This is a genomic window from Reyranella humidisoli, from assembly GCF_019039055.1.
In the GTDB taxonomy this organism is placed as follows: Bacteria; Pseudomonadota; Alphaproteobacteria; order Reyranellales; family Reyranellaceae; genus Reyranella; species Reyranella humidisoli.
Map to the genome: position 1 here is coordinate 422,415 of NZ_JAHOPB010000001.1, position 14,988 is coordinate 437,402.

The 14,988-nt window shown below is 67.3% G+C and carries 14 protein-coding genes and 1 riboswitch; of the genes, 6 read left to right on the forward strand and 8 right to left on the reverse strand.

Features of this window, described 5'->3' with window-relative positions:
• Position 1: 1 nt before the first annotated feature.
• From cobW to KQ910_RS02095, 4 genes are all read right to left on the reverse strand, one after another.
• Positions 2 to 1,033, reverse strand: a complete 1,032-nt coding sequence (cobW, locus tag KQ910_RS02080; protein WP_216956688.1) for a cobalamin biosynthesis protein CobW — start codon at positions 1,031 to 1,033, stop codon at positions 2 to 4.
• The gene (locus tag KQ910_RS02085; RefSeq protein WP_216956690.1) at positions 1,030 to 1,413 is read right to left on the reverse strand and encodes a DUF1636 family protein; all 384 of its coding nucleotides are present in this window, start codon (positions 1,411 to 1,413) and stop codon (positions 1,030 to 1,032) included. Before KQ910_RS02085 ends, cobW begins: the two co-directional genes overlap by 4 nt.
• A gap of 16 nt (positions 1,414 to 1,429) precedes the next feature.
• A complete protein-coding gene (locus KQ910_RS02090; protein ID WP_216956692.1) occupies positions 1,430 to 2,050 on the reverse strand; it encodes a HupE/UreJ family protein in 621 nt (206 codons plus the stop codon).
• Between the two features lie 124 nt (positions 2,051 to 2,174).
• Positions 2,175 to 2,368: riboswitch (cobalamin riboswitch) on the reverse strand.
• Positions 2,369 to 2,420: 52 nt separating this feature from the next.
• On the reverse strand, positions 2,421 to 3,050 hold the full coding sequence (locus KQ910_RS02095; protein WP_216956694.1) for a HupE/UreJ family protein: 630 nt from the start codon (positions 3,048 to 3,050) through the stop codon (positions 2,421 to 2,423).
• A gap of 150 nt (positions 3,051 to 3,200) precedes the next feature.
• On the opposite strand from KQ910_RS02095, the gene cobO reads away from it, so the two are divergent.
• Both cobO and KQ910_RS02105 read left to right on the forward strand, forming a co-directional pair.
• Positions 3,201 to 3,812, forward strand: coding sequence for a cob(I)yrinic acid a,c-diamide adenosyltransferase (gene cobO, locus KQ910_RS02100; protein WP_216956696.1), 612 nt, complete (start codon positions 3,201 to 3,203; stop codon positions 3,810 to 3,812).
• A gap of 29 nt (positions 3,813 to 3,841) precedes the next feature.
• Positions 3,842 to 5,299 (forward strand): cobyric acid synthase, encoded by a 1,458-nt coding sequence (locus KQ910_RS02105; RefSeq protein ID WP_216963499.1) that lies wholly within the window; start codon positions 3,842 to 3,844, stop codon positions 5,297 to 5,299.
• On the opposite strand, the gene cbiB is transcribed toward KQ910_RS02105, so the two are convergent.
• Positions 5,283 to 6,257: an adenosylcobinamide-phosphate synthase CbiB gene (gene cbiB, locus KQ910_RS02110; RefSeq protein ID WP_216956698.1), complete on the reverse strand. Its 975-nt coding sequence runs from the start codon at positions 6,255 to 6,257 to the stop codon at positions 5,283 to 5,285. The genes KQ910_RS02105 and cbiB overlap by 17 nt on opposite strands.
• Between cbiB and cobD the strand changes: the two genes are divergently transcribed.
• The gene (gene cobD, locus KQ910_RS02115; RefSeq protein ID WP_216956699.1) at positions 6,256 to 7,260 is read left to right on the forward strand and encodes a threonine-phosphate decarboxylase CobD; all 1,005 of its coding nucleotides are present in this window, start codon (positions 6,256 to 6,258) and stop codon (positions 7,258 to 7,260) included. The two genes, cbiB and cobD, sit on opposite strands and share 2 nt — an antisense overlap.
• 7 nt (positions 7,261 to 7,267) lie before the next feature.
• Positions 7,268 to 9,082, forward strand: coding sequence for a sulfatase family protein (locus KQ910_RS02120; protein ID WP_216956701.1), 1,815 nt, complete (start codon positions 7,268 to 7,270; stop codon positions 9,080 to 9,082).
• 163 nt (positions 9,083 to 9,245) lie between these two features.
• Here KQ910_RS02120 and KQ910_RS02125 read toward each other — a convergent pair whose 3' ends face one another.
• Positions 9,246 to 10,733 (reverse strand): protein adenylyltransferase SelO, encoded by a 1,488-nt coding sequence (locus tag KQ910_RS02125; RefSeq protein WP_216956703.1) that lies wholly within the window; start codon positions 10,731 to 10,733, stop codon positions 9,246 to 9,248.
• A 15-nt stretch (positions 10,734 to 10,748) separates the two neighbouring features.
• Positions 10,749 to 11,108: a hypothetical protein gene (locus tag KQ910_RS02130; RefSeq protein WP_216956705.1), complete on the reverse strand. Its 360-nt coding sequence runs from the start codon at positions 11,106 to 11,108 to the stop codon at positions 10,749 to 10,751.
• A 78-nt stretch (positions 11,109 to 11,186) separates the two neighbouring features.
• Between KQ910_RS02130 and KQ910_RS02135 the strand changes: the two genes are divergently transcribed.
• The gene (locus KQ910_RS02135; protein ID WP_216956707.1) at positions 11,187 to 12,116 is read left to right on the forward strand and encodes a histone deacetylase family protein; all 930 of its coding nucleotides are present in this window, start codon (positions 11,187 to 11,189) and stop codon (positions 12,114 to 12,116) included.
• A gap of 43 nt (positions 12,117 to 12,159) precedes the next feature.
• Positions 12,160 to 12,858, forward strand: coding sequence for a PA4824 family protein (locus KQ910_RS02140; protein ID WP_216956709.1), 699 nt, complete (start codon positions 12,160 to 12,162; stop codon positions 12,856 to 12,858).
• A 12-nt stretch (positions 12,859 to 12,870) separates the two neighbouring features.
• Here KQ910_RS02140 and KQ910_RS02145 read toward each other — a convergent pair whose 3' ends face one another.
• Positions 12,871 to 14,970 (reverse strand): adenylate/guanylate cyclase domain-containing protein, encoded by a 2,100-nt coding sequence (locus KQ910_RS02145; RefSeq protein ID WP_216956711.1) that lies wholly within the window; start codon positions 14,968 to 14,970, stop codon positions 12,871 to 12,873.
• Positions 14,971 to 14,988 lie beyond the last annotated feature (18 nt).

A 14,988-nucleotide genomic window follows, 5' to 3' on the forward strand; every position in this document is an offset into this window, starting at 1 on the left:
CCTACCCCAGCAGGATCGCCCGGATCCCCGCCTGATCGAAGCCCTTCTGGCCGATCACGACCAGCCGGCCGCGCCGCGGCGCGCCGTCGGGCCAGCGACGGTCGAACTGGTGCTGGATGCGCGCGCCGACACCCTGGACCAGCAGGCGCATCGGCTTGCCGTCGACCTCGACGAAGCCCTTCATGCGCAGCACGTCGTGTTCCTCGGCCGCCTTCACCATGCGGTCGACCAGCGCCTGCGGCGAGGCGTAGGCCGGCAGGTCGACGATGAACGTGTCGAAATCCTCGTGGTCGTGCTCGCCTTCGAGGTCATGATGCGAGGGACGCGCCGCGAGGTCGGCTTCGGCCGCCGCGCCGAGACCCAGCAGGACCTTCACCGGCACCTGGCCGTGGCGCGTCTCCACGAGCGCGACCGCGCGCGGCAGGACCTTGCCGATCTCGCCGATGACCGCCTTCCGGTCGGCGTCCGTCATCAGGTCGGCCTTGTTCAGCAGGATCAGGTCGGCACAAAGGATCTGGTCCTCGAACACTTCCTCGAGGGGATTGTCGTGATCCAGCGACGAATCCTCCGCGCGCTGGCGCGCCACCGCCGCGGGATCGTCGGCGAACCGGCCGGCCGCCACCGCCGCGCCGTCCACCACGGCGATCACGCCGTCGACGGTGACGCGCGAGGCGATCTCGGGCCAGTTGAAGGCCTTCACCAGCGGCTTCGGCAGTGCGAGGCCCGACGTCTCGATCACGATATGCTCGGGCGGATTGGGACGGTCGAGCAGGCTCTTGAGGGCGGGCACGAAATCGTCGGCGACGGTGCAGCAGAGGCAGCCGTTGGCCAGTTCGACGATCGCATCCTCGGGACAGTTCTCGACTCCGCAGCTCTTCAGGATCTCGCCGTCGATGCCGACATCGCCGAACTCGTTGACGATCACGGCGAGGCGACGGTCGGCATTCTCCAGCACATGGCGGACGAGCGTCGTCTTTCCCGCGCCGAGGAAGCCGGTGACGATGGTGCAGGGCACCTTGGCGAGCGTGCTCATGAGGACTCCCGGAGGTTCATCGGCGGGACGCGCGCGATGGTGTTCTTGCGGATGTGTTCGGGCCGCTCGCGCCAGACCGTGACGCCGGTTTCATGCGCGCTGTGCTGACGCGCGAAGGCGAGGATATCGGGCGCATGCTGTTCGGCATCGAGGTTGCCAATGACGTAAGTCCACTTGCCGGGCGCGCCGACGGCGATCGTGCAGCCACGCGAGCAGTTCGAGAGACACTCGACGCCGACGATCTGCGAGAGCGGATAACCTTCTGCCGCCGCGCGCTGCGCCGCCGACAGCAGCCGTGCGCCGGCGCGCATGGGATGCGCATTCGCGTCATCGGCGCTGCTGCGGCAGGTCGTGCAGACGTAGAGCGTCGATGCAGTCATGCGAATGCGCCTCGACCTAGAGGGTCGCGGCCGTTGCGGCGGCAGCGCCGATCACGGCCACGACCGCGCCCATGACAGAGACACCGAGAGCCCGCGACGGCCGGCTCATCACCGCGAGCGTCAGGGCATAGGCCGCGACCGCGAGCGCCGACTGGACCACGAACAGGCCCGCGAGATAGGCGGCGACCGGCGTGGGTTCGGCACCGACGATCGCCTCGCCCAGGGCATGGCCGTGAACGAGGCCAGCCAGGGCGAACAGCGCGACGGCCAATGCCGGCGAAAGCTTCGAGCGCACGATCACGAGGCCGCCGATGACGAGCGTGCTGAGGCCCACGAGGAATTCACCTGCCGGCAGGCCGATGCCCGCGAGATGCACGACGACGCCCGCGATCACGGCCGCGCTGAAGGCGAGGACCGGCACGATACCGCGAGCGGCAAGGCCTGCGAGGATACCGACGCCGACGACCGCAGCCAGATGGTCGAGGCCGATGATGGGATGGCCGAGGCCGGACAGGAGACCGTTCATGAAGGTCTGCGGCGTCTGGCCGCCCATTGGATGGTGGGCGAAGGCCGGCGCGGTCGCCGCCATCGACAACAGCAACGCAATGGAACCCGAACGCGTGATCGCCGCCTTCATGATCGTCTCCGTCGTATGAGGGCACATGCCCTCGGGGTATGCCGTCTCCGACGGAGCCCGCGCATCCGGCAAGGCCGGATGTCGGGTGGACCTCGTTCCTCGTGCTTCCCCGCGCGAGGACTCGGATGCGGCAGTTTCGACGGCAGGTTTCCTGGCTCTCGGCTCTTCGTCTTCGGCCACCTTCCCGGTTTCCCAGTGGTATCGAGGCCTTCGACTCACCAATCACAGTTGCGGGGGCAGCCTCGGATTGGGGCGCGAGGCCCGGCACCGTGTTCCCTTTTGATCCCCTTGCGGGGCACCGTCACGTGCTTGATAGGGGTCCGGGCGAAGTCGCGTCAACGGTATTCGGTCGCCCCGGCAGGCGCGGCGGTCAGCTGATCAGCCCCGCGGCCTGGATCGCGGCAAGGCCGCCCACGGCGGTGATCAGGGACCCCGCGACGACCAGCGCGGTCCGCTGCGCCGGCCACTTGCTAACACCCAGCGTGAGCGCACAGGAAGCGACGCCTAGCGCCGTCTGCGCCACGAGCAGGCCCGCGACGTTGGCGACGATCGGCAAGGCATCCGCCCCGATCAGGACCACCCCCAGCGAATAGCCGTGCACGAGCCCTGCGACGGCGAAGATGCCCGACGCGACCTTCGGGCTGATCGGCTGGCGGATCAGGATGAGCACGCCGATCAGCATCGTCGTCAAAGCCACGAAGGCGCCGTCCGCGGGAATGTCGTAGGGGCTGAGCTGAAGCGCCACGCCGGCGATGGCGGCGACACCGAAGACAAGCACCGGGACGATGCCGCGGGCGGCGATGCCGACCAGGATGCCGATGCCGATCATCGCAGCCAGGTGATAGACGCTGATGACCGGGAGACCGACACCCTGCAGGAAACCCTCGGCGAAGGTCCGGGGCAGTTCCTCCTCCACCAACGTGTGGGCAAGGACCGGCAACCGCGGAACCGCGAGCGCAAGCGTCGTCCAGAAGCCCAGCCGCCGGATGGAAACCCGCATCACCTTCCCTGGTCCCGTCTTTGGCCCTCGCTTGGGGCGCGCATGCACCTCAGATAGGGTGCAGCTGCACAACTCGTCAATCCAATTCCGCATCGGCGGTGAAACTATAGCCGATATTGGCGATTCCACTGCATCGAAGGGCCGAAGTCCATGACGAACGAGATCAGCGACGACGCACGGCATAAAAACAAGATGGCCAACCGGAAGGCCGTGCAGGACGCCGAAGTCGCCGCCAAGACCATCGAAAAGGGCCTGTTGATCGTCCACACCGGCAAGGGGAAGGGAAAATCGACCGCCGCCTTCGGCCTTCTCCTGCGCGCCATCGGCCGTGGACTGCGGTGCGGCGTCGTGCAGTTCGGCAAGGGCGCCTGGCAGACCGGCGAGCGCACAGCCGTCGAGCGCTTCGGCGATCAGGTGCAATGGCATACGCTGGGCGAGGGCTTCACCTGGGAGACGCAGGATCGCGCGCGCGACGTCGCGGCCGCCGAACGGGCCTGGTCCGTGGCGCGCGACCTGATGGCCGATCCCTCGATCCGCTTCATCGTGCTCGACGAACTCAACATCTCGCTGCGCTACGACCATCTCGAGATCGGCGCCGTCCTCGAGGCCCTTAAGGCGCGCCGTCCCGACCAGCACATCGTCGTCACCGGCCGCAACGCCAAGGCCGAGCTGATCGAGGCAGCCGACCTCGTGACCGAGATGACCCTCGTGAAGCACCATTTCGCCGCCGGCGTGAAAGCGCAGGAAGGCATCGAGTTCTGATGCCCCTCGATCTGCACGCCCGCGCGCTGATGATCCAGGGCACCGGCTCCGACGTGGGCAAGTCGCTGCTGGTCGCGGGCCTCGCCCGCGCCTTCACGCGACGCGGCCTGCGCGTACTCCCTTTCAAGCCGCAGAACATGTCGAACAATGCGGCCGTGACGGCCGACGGCGGCGAGATCGGACGCGCCCAGGCACTTCAGGCGCGCGCCGCGCGAGTCCCCACCAGCGTTCACATGAATCCGGTGTTGTTGAAACCGCAGACCGATGTTGGCGCGCAGGTCGTGGTGCAGGGCCGCGTCGTCGGCAACGCGAAGGCGCGCGAGTATCAGGCGATGAAGCCGAGGCTGCTGGGCGCCGTCCTCGACAGTTTCGGCCGCCTCGCCGCCGAGGCCGATCTCGTCCTGGTCGAAGGCGCCGGTTCGGCGTCGGAGGTCAACCTGCGCGCCGCCGACATCGCCAACATGGGCTTTGCGCGCGCCGCGGACGTTCCCGTCGTGCTGGTGGGCGACATCGATCGCGGCGGCGTCATCGCGAGCCTGGTCGGCACGAAGGTGGTGATCGAGCCCGAAGACGCCGCGATGATCGTGGGCTTCCTCGTCAACCGCTTCCGCGGCGATCCGAGCCTGTTCGCCGACGGCATGGCGCGCATCGCCGACGAGACCGGCTGGGCCGCGCTCGGCCTCATCCCCTACTTCGCCGAAGCGCAGAAGCTGCCCGCCGAAGACGCGCTCGGCATTCCCGGTCGTGGCGCCTTAACTGGTGCCGTCAAGGTCGTCGTGCTCGCCTATCCGCGCATCGCAAACTTCGACGACTTCGATCCGCTGCGACAGGAGCCCGGCGTCGACGTCGCGTTCATCCGCCCCGGCGAGCCGATCCCCGGCGACGCGGCCCTGGTCATCCTGCCGGGCTCGAAGGCCACCATCGCCGATCTTGGCGCCCTGCGCGAAACCGGATGGGACGTCGATCTCGCCGCGCATCGGCGCCGCGGCGGTCACGTGCTGGGGATCTGCGGCGGCTATCAGATGCTGGGGCGACGCGTGGCCGATCCCGACGGAATTGAAGGCGCGCCCGGCAGCGTCGAGGGGCTGGGCCTGCTCGACGCCGACACCGTACTCGGCGGCGACAAGAGGCTGGTCGAGGTGTCGGGCACGACGATCGCCGGAGGCGTGCCCTTCAAGGGCTACGAGATGCATGTCGGCCGCACCACCGCGTCGCAGCCGCCGATGCTCGATCTTGGCGGCGGCCGCACGGACGGTGCCATCGACGCGAGCGGCCGGATCGCCGGCTGTTACATCCACGGCCTGCTGGCCGATGACCAGCAGCGGCAGCACTGGCTGGCCCGCATCGGCGCGCAGGGTTCCGATCTCGACTACGAAGCCGGCATCGACGCCACCCTCGATGCGCTCGCCGACCATCTCGAGAAGCATGTCGATTGCACGCGACTGCTCAAGCTCGCGCGCGTGCCCACGATCAAGACAGCAGCGTAAGGACCGCGAGAAGCGCGACGACCGTTACCTGCACCGCGCACGCCACGCGATAGAGACGAAGCGCGGCGCGAATGTCGGCGGCCGTCAGATCGGCGCGGCCTTCGCCCATCCAATGGTCGTCGACCTTCACGCCGCCATAGACACGCGGGCCGGCCAGCTTGATGCCGAGCGCGCCCGCCATTGCCGACTCCGGCCATCCGGCGTTGGGTGAGCGATGGTGACGCGCGTCGCGTTTTACTGCCGCGATGGCGCCGGCCGGCGACAAGCCCGGCCGCAACGAGGCCGCCAGCACCAGCCACAGCGCCGCCAGCCGCGAAGCGGGCAGGTTCACGTAGTCGTCCAGCCGGGCCGACGCCCATCCAAACGCCCGGTAACGATCCGACTTGTGGCCGATCATCGAATCGGCCGTGTTGATAGCCTTGTAGGCCAGTGCGCCGGGAAGACCGGCCACGACCATCCAGAAGAGTGGCGCCACGACACCGTCGGAGAAGTTCTCGGCGAGGCTCTCGATGGCAGCGCGGCTGATCGCGGCTTCATCGAGTTCGCTCGTGTCGCGGCCCACGATCATCGACACCGCCGTACGCCCGCCGACGACGCCCTCGCGCTCGAGCGCCGTCGCCACGGCGGCCACGTGATCGTGCAGGCTTCGCTGCGCCAGCAGTGAACTTGCAAGCACCGCGCAGAGGATCATACCGGCGACGCCGGGCAGCAGCGCGCCGCAAAGCCACGCAATGGCAGTGCCGAAGGCGAGACCTGCGGCCAGCAGTACCAGCAGCGTCACGACGCCGAGCATGCGTCGCCGCCCATACGAACGATGCGACGAATTCCACGCCCGTTCGCACCATGCTATGAGCCGGCCGATCCAGGTGACGGGATGTCCGATCGCGCGATAGAGGGCGTCGGGATATCCGAAGACCGCTTCGACGGCGACGGCAACGAGGGCAAGACCCGCGAACATGAGCGCTCTGCCTAACATGGGCGACCCGAACGGAACACCAGTGGTGCATGGCGGCGACCTTTCGGCCGTGCGCCAGCGCTTCCCCGACGCGCCGTCGCCATGGCTCGACCTGTCGACGGGCATCAACCCGATGCCTTATCCGGTGCCGGATCTGCCGCCCGAAACCTGGTCGCGCCTGCCCACGCGCGAACAGAACGACGCGCTGATCGCCGCCGCCGCGCGGCGCTACGGCGTTCGCGATCCGGCAACGATCGTCGCAGCGCCCGGCACGCAGGCGCTCATCCAGGCGATCCCGCGCCTCGTGCCTCGATCACGCGTCGCCGTGGTCGGCCCGACCTATGAAGAACATCAGGTCTGCTGGCGCCGGCAGGGCCACGACGTCGCCGTCGTTTCCAGCCTCGACGAGGCAGGCGACGCAGAGGTCGTGGTCCTCGTGAATCCCGACAATCCCACCGGTCGCCTTGTGCCGGTCGAAGCGCTGCCGCCGCGCCCGAGGTTGCTCGTCGTCGACGAAGCCTTCATCGACCTGTCGCCGTCCGAGGCCAGCCTCGCGGGCAGGCTGCCACCGCGCACCGTGGTGCTGCGTTCCTTTGGCAAGACCTACGGCCTCGCCGGCCTTCGCCTGGGCTTCGCCGTCGCCAACCCCGACCTCGCCTTTTCCTTGCGCGACGAACTCGGACCGTGGGCGGTCTCGGGTCCCGCGCTGGAGATCGGGCGAACAGCGCTTGCCGACAACGCTTGGCTGGATGCAGCGTCCCGACGCCTCCAGGCGGACCGCCATCAACTCGACGAGATCCTGAAGGACGCTGGCTTCACCATTGTCGGCGGAACGTCGCTCTTCTGTCTCGCCGAGCATCCCGAGGCGTCCTCAATGATCGACCGGTTGGGCCGCGGCGGACTTCATGTCCGGCACTTCCCGCACTGGCCTTCGCGGATGCGCTTTGGCCTGCCCGGCGACGCCACGGCCTTCGCCCGGCTTCGTACCGCCCTGGACACCCGTTGAGGAAATCGTGACCGATCCATCGCGCAGGAGTTTCATCGCCGCCGGTGCCGCCCTTGCCGCTGCAGGCGCTCTCGACGGCGGTCCGTCGCCGGCCAACGCGCAGGCCCGCATCACCGGCGGCACCCAGTCGGCCTTCCCTTCGCCCGAAGCGCCGGGCTCCAACGACGGCGGCTACAACATCCTCTTCATCCTGACCGACCAGGAACATTACATGGGCCCGCGCTGGCCCATCCCGCTGCCGGGACACGAGCGGCTGCGCACCACCGGCACCTTCTTCGAGAACCACCAGATCGCGTCGGACATGTGCTCGGCCTCGCGCGCGGTGATCTATACCGGCCTGCACACGCCCCATAACGGCATCTTCGACAATGCCGGCGTGCCTTACATGAAGAGCCTGGATCCAAAGCTGCCGACCATCGGCAAGATCCTGCGGAAGATGGGCTACTACACCGCCTACAAGGGCAAGTGGCACCTGAACGGCGCTATGGCGATGGAGAACCACGCCGACGACATCAAGGCGCTGTTCGAAACGATGATGGATCGCGACTACGGCTTCTACGATTACACCGGCGTCGGCGATTTCATCGAGGGCGCCCAGGGCGGTTACCAGTACGACGCGATCACCTCGGCGCAGGCGATCCAGTGGCTGAAGGCCAAGGGCCGCCCGATGACCGACCGCAAGCAGCCCTGGTATCTCGCGGTCAATCTCGTGAACCCGCACGACGTGATGTGGGTGAACACCGACAAACGCAGCGGGCCGCCGGTTCAGGCGATCGAGGCCAAGCTCAACATTGCCTATCCACCCGACGATTCTTTCTACCGGCAGGAATGGAACGACATACCGCTGCAGAAGACCTGGCAGCAATCGCTCGACACGCCCGACCGCGTGCCGGCGCATCGCATCTACAAGGGCGCCAATGCCATCCTGACGGGACTGATCCCCCAGGAAGAATGGCGCATGCGGCTGCGTCAGAATTACTATTTCAACGCCATCCGCGACGTCGACCAGCAGATCGTGCAGCTGCTGGAGCAGCTCGACCGGCTCGGCCTCACCGACAACACGATCGTGATCTTCACGTCGGACCATGGCGACCTGCTGGCCAGCCATGGCGGGCTGCAGGGCAAGGGCACGACGACCTATCGCCAGCAGAACCACGTGCCGATGCTGGTCGTGCATCCCGAGATCAAAGGCGGCCAGCGCTGCTTCGAAACCACGTCGCATCTCGACTTCGTGCCGACCATCGTTTCCCTCACCGGCAAGTCGACCGCGCCGGTCGCCGACACGATGGCGCTGATGAAGGGCCAGGATTTCTCCCCGCTGCTGCGTCAGCCCGCGAGTCCGGCCTTCACGCGAGACCGCGGCGGCGTGCTGTTCTGCTACAGCCAGATCATGGTGCACGACGCGAATTTCACGAAGGAGCTTTACGAGACGCTGCTGAACAAATCGATCGCGCGCTCGGACCTGTTCAGGAAGATCGAATCGTTCCCGGTCGACTGGAAGCTGCGCGTCTGCATCCGCTCCATCGTCGACGAACGCTACAAGTTCAGCCGCTACTTCTCGTTCCGCAACTTCAACACGCCGACGACGCTGGAGCAGCTCAAGGCCAGCAACGATCTCGAACTCTACGATCTCGCGAACGATCCCGACGAGATCGTGAACCTCGCTTACGATTTCGAGCGCAACCGCGATCTGATCGCGACGATGAACGCCAAGCTGAATGCTCTGATCGCCCGCGAGATCGGCACCGACGACGGAAGCTTCATGCATCTCGATTCGTGGATCGACTGGAAGGACGCGACGCCGGCCGCGATCAATATCTGAGGCAGTGCACGCGTGGGTCAGACAAACGAAAGATCCCTCGCTACGCTCGGGATGACACTGTTGTTGGAATAGGCGCAGTGCGCCGAATCAAAAGACGGTGTCATCCTGAGCGCAGCGAAGGATCCTTTCTCTTCGCCTCGAAACGCGAATGGAAACGACTCAACTAAGTGCCACAGAAAGTCCGATAAACGCCCCCGTCAGCCGGCGCCGGCTCGGCATAGGCTTCCAGTCCCGGCCGTTCCTCGTAAGGCTTCGCCAGCACCGCGAGCAATTCCTCGAACGGCGCATAGTCCTCGCGCTCGGCCGCGGCGCTGAGCACGAGTTCGACGCGATGATTGCGCGGAATGTAGATCGGGTTGACCAGATGCATCGCCGCGCGACGGGTCGGACCATCCTGCGGCTCGCGTACCAGGCGCTCGCGCCAGCGCGGGAGCCAGGCCTCGAAGGCTTCCGGCTTGTTGGCGAACAGGCGGCGGACTTCGGCATCGGCCGCCGGATCGGCAGCAGCGTCGCCCAGCCGGCGGAAGGTCAGGGTGAAATCGGCCTGGCCTTCGGTCATGGCATTCAGCAGGTCCTGCGCCAGCGCCGCGTCGCCCTCCTCCTCGGTGGAGAGGCCGAGCTTCTGCCGCAGCCCGCCGGTCAAGGCGGCGACGTAGCGGTCGCGAAAGGTCCCCAGCGTCTCGTTGGCGATGGCCAGCGCCTTGTCGCTGTCATCGGCCAGCAACGGCAGCAGGGTCTCGCCGAAGCGCGCCAGGTTCCAGTGCGCGATGCTGGGCTGGTGCGCATAGGCATAGCGGCCCTGCTGGTCGATCGAGCTGAACACCGTCTCGGGATTGTAGGCGTCCATGAAGGCGCAGGGGCCGTAGTCGATGGTCTCGCCGGCAATGGAGCAATTGTCGGTGTTCATCACGCCATGGATGAAGCCGACCAGCAGCCACCTGGCGACCAGAGCGGCCTGCCGCCCGATCACGCTCTCGAACAGCACGCGATACGGCTCTGCTGAGTCGCGCGCGTGCGGATAGTGGCGCGCGATGACATGGTCGGCGAGCAGGCGCAGCGCCTCGGTGTCGCGGCGGGCGGCAAAGAACTGGAAGGTACCGACGCGGACGTGGCTGGAGGCGACGCGCGTCAGCACGGCGCCCGGCAGTTCGCCGTCACGCCAGATCGGCTCGCCGGTGGTGACGGCCGCCAGAGAGCGCGTCGTCGGGATGCCGAGGGCCGCCATCGCCTCGCTGACGATGTATTCGCGCAGCACCGGGCCGACGGCCGCGCGACCGTCGCCGCTGCGCGAGAAGGGCGTCGGGCCCGAACCCTTGAGCTGGATGTCCCGGCGCAGGCCGTCACGGTCCACGACCTCCCCCAGCAAGATGGCGCGACCGTCGCCGAGCTGCGGCACGAAGTTGCCGAACTGGTGGCCGGCATAGGCCAGCGCGATCGGCTCGGAGCCGGGCGCGACCTTGTTGCCGGCCAGCATCGCGACGCCTTCCGGCGAAGACAGCACCTCGGGATCGAGGCCAAGCTGCAAGGCCAACGCGCGATTGAGCTTCACCAGCCGCGGCGCCGCGACCGGCGTCGGCGACAGCCGGGCATAGAAACGCTCCGGCAGCCTCGCATAGCTGTTGTCGAACGGCAGGCTCGGCAGCGTGTCCATGTGCTTGTTGCCTCCCTACTCGTCGTAGCGCGCCGTGGGGACGCCGCTCATGCGGTCGTAGTGAAGCGAGATGTTCTTCAGGGTGCAGAGATTGAGGTAACCCCACACGACCGGTGGGCCGCCATCGGCGAACGTGACCCTGAGGTCGCCCATGCACCAGTCGGGCGATGCCCGGTAGGACACTTCGCGGGCTTCGCCGGGCCTGATACCCGGCGGTCTCATGAAATTCGGCCCCCACATGTTGAGCTGGGTCGGCGACACGGAAAGCTGGGCAATCGGATACTGCGTAGAATTCTTCAGCCGGAAGGTGGTTTCCTGGGCGGAAGCCTGCCCCGTGAAAAGGACCAGGGCGGCGACGGCCAGAGAGCGCATCATGGACAAAACAACCTCACAGCGAACGACGGGTTGCGCACGAGTCTGTCGCAGATCGCCGAAGCGCGCTAGAGGGAGAGCATGACGCTGTTGATCGGCCATCCGTCGTTCCTCGAACACGATACCGGGGACTTCCACCCCGAGAGACCGGACCGGCTGCGCGCCGTCACCGCGGCCCTGGCCGATGAGGAATTCTCGGGCCTCGCCCGCCTCGTGGCACCCACGGCCACGATCGAGCAGCTGACTCGCGTCCATCCGCAGAATTATGTCGATGCCATCCTGGGCATCCGTCCACCCGAGGGCGAGCTGGTGCATGTCGACGGCGACACGGTCATGAGCGCGGGCAGCGCGAATGCGGCCCGTCACGCCGCCGGGGCCGTGATCGCCGCCGTGGACGGCGTCCTGAAGGGCCGCGCCCGCACCGCCTTCGCCGCCGTGCGGCCGCCCGGGCATCACGCGACGCCCGACGTGCCGGGCGGTTTCTGCCTGTTCAACAATGTCGCGATCGGGGCGATGCACGCCCGCGCCGCCTTCGGCCTGCGGCGCGTGGCGCTGATCGACTTCGACGTTCATCACGGCCAGGGCACGCAGGCCGTGGTCGAGCCCGATCCCGACCTGTTCTACGCCTCGACGCACCAGTACCCGCTCTATCCCGGCACCGGTTCGGCCCGCGAGCGCGGCATCGCCGGCAACGTCGTCAACGTCCCCCTGCCGGCCGGCAGCGGCAGCGCGGCGTTCCGCGCGGCCTGGAGCGACCGCCTCCTGCCGGCGCTCGACAATTTCGCGCCCGAACTGATCATCGTGTCCGCCGGGTTCGATGCCCATCGCCGCGATCCGCTGGCGCAACTCGACGTCGAGACCGAGGACTTCGTCTGGCTCACCGAGGAATTGCTGTCGATCGCCGGCCGGCATGCGGGCGGCCGCCTCGTCTCGGTGCTGGAAGGCGGCTACGACCTGGCTGCCCTCGCCGAATCGGTCGCCGCGCACGTTCGCGCCCTGATGCGCGCCTGAAACGACTTGCGCGTGTAACGGTCCCGGGCGATTTTCTCGCCGCGTGAACAAAAACAGCCGCTGCCTTCTCGCCGGGCTTCTCCTCTGGGTCGCGGCCGCCGTGTTCACGGGCCCGACACTGGCCGCGGGCGGGGCCCACATCGTCGATGATTCGGAGGTCGAGACGCCGGGCACCTGCCATCTCGAACTGTGGATTTCACGCTTCGTGCCGGGCGACGGGTACGGGAATGTCGGGCCGGCCTGTACGTCCCTGAAGATTCCCTGGCTGCAGTTCGGCGTGAACTACCAGCACTACTGGGACCAAGCCGGCGGCGCGCCGCTGATAGGGCCAGGGCTGAAGATCAATTTCCAGCCAGCCTCGGAAGGCGTGGGTTTCGCGCTGGGGATGAACGCGGGCGTCAATGCGCAGACCGGCGAACTGGGCGTGGCCAGCCTGCTTGCCCTGGTGACCGTTCCGATTACGGACAAATTCCGGATCAATCTGAATGCCGGCTGGAGCTATCTGAACGCCGAAAACCCCACCGCGTTCTTCTGGGGCGGCCAGGTCGAGGTCAATGTCGGCTGGGACGTCACCCTGATGATGGAAGCCTTCGGTCGCCAACCCGGCGTAATCGGCAATCAGATGGGCCTGCGCTACACGCCGGCCGCCCACCCGCAGTTCGACTTCGATCTTCTCGTGGGCACGGTTTTCGATCAGGACAGCACCAAGTTCTTCACGCTGGGCGTGACCATGCGGTTCTGAACCGGTCTGCCGCTATTTCCGGTCCATGTGCCAGGTGCCGTCCCATGCCGCCGGCACACCGTCCCGCACGAACATCTCGCAGCGTCCGATGAAGACGTGACAGGGAGCGTCTTCCTGGCGCATCGCCGAGGCCGCCCGGAACCCTGCCAATGCGTCGTCGAAGCGACCGGCGACATAGGCCGTGCGGGCCTTCTCCCAGGCGGCCAGGAACGCCGCGTGCTCGCCACGGCTGGCGATTTCTCCCATCGGCTCGTACACGTCGTGCGGTTCGGTCGTGCCCACCGCGATCACGCGGTCGATATGGCGCCACACGAACAGTTCGGCGGTCGGCCGGGCGATCTCGCCGCTCGCCAGGATCTCCGTGCCATAGACCTTGTTCATGCCTTCGAGGCGCGACGCCTGGTTCGCGACCTGGCCGACCAGCGTGTAGTTGATGCGCTCCCGCGCGCCGACATTGCCCACGACCGCCGGCCCGGTATGCAGGCCGAAGCGCGTGCGGAAGCCCGGCCGGCCGCGCTCGCGCCACTTCTCCGACAGCGCGCGTCCCGCGGCGGCCGCCTGCAGGGCCCCGCGGCAGGCATTGGCGATGTGCTCGGGGTCGGTCGCGGGTGCGTTCCAGAACGCCATGATGCTGTCGCCGATATACTTGTCGATCATGCCTCGATTGACGGAGATCGCCGCCCCCAGCGCCTCGAAGTATCGCGACAGCCGGCTGGTCAGCAGTTCGGGTTCCATCGTCTCGCTGAGCCGCGAGAAACCCTCGATATCCGTGAACATCACCGTGATCTCGCGGCGCGTTCCGCCAACGCCGCTGCTCTCCGGCGATCGCATGATCTGCTGGACGAGATCCTTGGAGACGTAGCGCCCGAAGATCTCAAGCCCCTCGCGCATGTTCTCGACAGCATCGGAAAGCCGCACGATCTCCCGGATCCGGCTGCGGACCGGCTGCCGGTCGGAGAAATCGAGCTGGCGGATCTTCTCGGTCTTGAGCGCGATGCTCGCGATCGACCGCGAGACGAGCAGCGACGCCGCGAGCGCGCCCAGCACGGCGAGCAGCACGGCGATCGCAGCGGCGATGGCCGCCCGCTGCAGCAGCTCGCGCGACTGCGCCGTGAGTTCGCGCACCGGCACCGCGGCCGCGACGACGAAGCGCTGACCCAGCAGGGGCGCCATGCGATGCACGATCACGCGATAATCGTGGCCTGCGGCCTCGACTTCGCGATCGATCTTGACGTCGGTGGCGATCGCCTCGCGCACCGCCTCGCGCAGCAGCTTTCGCACCAGTTCGTCACCCGGCAGGCAGCCGGGCAAGGTCGGCGCACAGGGTTCCGACTCGATCTCGACGCCGCCACCGGCATGCCCGACCACGATCACCGAATTGGCGGTGATCTTGTAGGCGGTGAGTAGCTGCGACAGGGTTCGCAACGTGAAATCGAAGCCGATCACACCGTTGCCGCCGCGCAGCGGGATGCCCGCAGAGATGCCGGCATCGGAAGTCTGGGCGAAGCGATAGGGTTCGGTGAGGATCGCGGCCTTGGCCTTCATCGCCTCGACATACCAGGGACGCGTTCGCGGATCGTACGAGGTGGAGAGGCTGCGGGCGGGGCCGTGCGTGTCGTCGGGTGCGTAGAACCACCAGGTCTCCGGGCGCGGCGGCGTTCCTGCCTCGATCACGCGCACGATGGTCGATTCGCCGTCCGGTGCGTCGAGATCGAGGCGCTGGCCAATGCTCAACGTCTCGAGCTGGCCGGCATAGATGAAGCTGCCGTCGGCATAGCCGACGAAGGCGGCCTGCACCGCGGGATGGCGCCGCAGCACGGCGATGAGCTGATGCCGGCGCTCCACGTCGGTCAGGGGATTCTCGATGGCATTGAAGCTCGGGCCGAAGGCCAGCGCCTGCCCGACCGAGATCACGACATGCAGCCCGTCGGTGAGGAAACCCTCGACCGCGGTTTCAAGGTTCGACACCCGCTGGTCCGCGCTGCGCTCCTCCAGGAAGTTGACGGAGCGCCAGCCAAGCCACAGCAGCACGGACGTGAGCGGCACGACAACCAGCGCCATCAGCGTCAGCATCGTGATGCTGAACGGGATCGATCGCCGTACCGGCTTCATGTCGCCATTCAAGTCGGA

Excerpts from the sequence above, each read along its gene's own strand:
- cobO (WP_216956696.1), top strand. The coding sequence starts at position 3,201 with ATGACGAACGAGATCAGCGACGACGCACGGCATAAAAACAAGATGGCC.
- KQ910_RS02095 (WP_216956694.1), bottom strand. The coding sequence starts at position 3,050 with ATGCGGGTTTCCATCCGGCGGCTGGGCTTCTGGACGACGCTTGCGCTC.
- KQ910_RS02090 (WP_216956692.1), bottom strand. The coding sequence starts at position 2,050 with ATGAAGGCGGCGATCACGCGTTCGGGTTCCATTGCGTTGCTGTTGTCG.
- KQ910_RS02130 (WP_216956705.1), bottom strand. The coding sequence starts at position 11,108 with ATGATGCGCTCTCTGGCCGTCGCCGCCCTGGTCCTTTTCACGGGGCAG.
- cbiB (WP_216956698.1), bottom strand. The coding sequence starts at position 6,257 with ATGTTCGCGGGTCTTGCCCTCGTTGCCGTCGCCGTCGAAGCGGTCTTC.
- KQ910_RS02135 (WP_216956707.1), top strand. The coding sequence starts at position 11,187 with ATGACGCTGTTGATCGGCCATCCGTCGTTCCTCGAACACGATACCGGG.
- KQ910_RS02125 (WP_216956703.1), bottom strand. The coding sequence starts at position 10,733 with ATGGACACGCTGCCGAGCCTGCCGTTCGACAACAGCTATGCGAGGCTG.
- KQ910_RS02105 (WP_216963499.1), top strand. The coding sequence starts at position 3,842 with ATGATCCAGGGCACCGGCTCCGACGTGGGCAAGTCGCTGCTGGTCGCG.
- cobD (WP_216956699.1), top strand. The coding sequence starts at position 6,256 with ATGAGCGCTCTGCCTAACATGGGCGACCCGAACGGAACACCAGTGGTG.
- cobW (WP_216956688.1), bottom strand. The coding sequence starts at position 1,033 with ATGAGCACGCTCGCCAAGGTGCCCTGCACCATCGTCACCGGCTTCCTC.
- KQ910_RS02145 (WP_216956711.1), bottom strand. The coding sequence starts at position 14,970 with ATGAAGCCGGTACGGCGATCGATCCCGTTCAGCATCACGATGCTGACG.
- KQ910_RS02085 (WP_216956690.1), bottom strand. The coding sequence starts at position 1,413 with ATGACTGCATCGACGCTCTACGTCTGCACGACCTGCCGCAGCAGCGCC.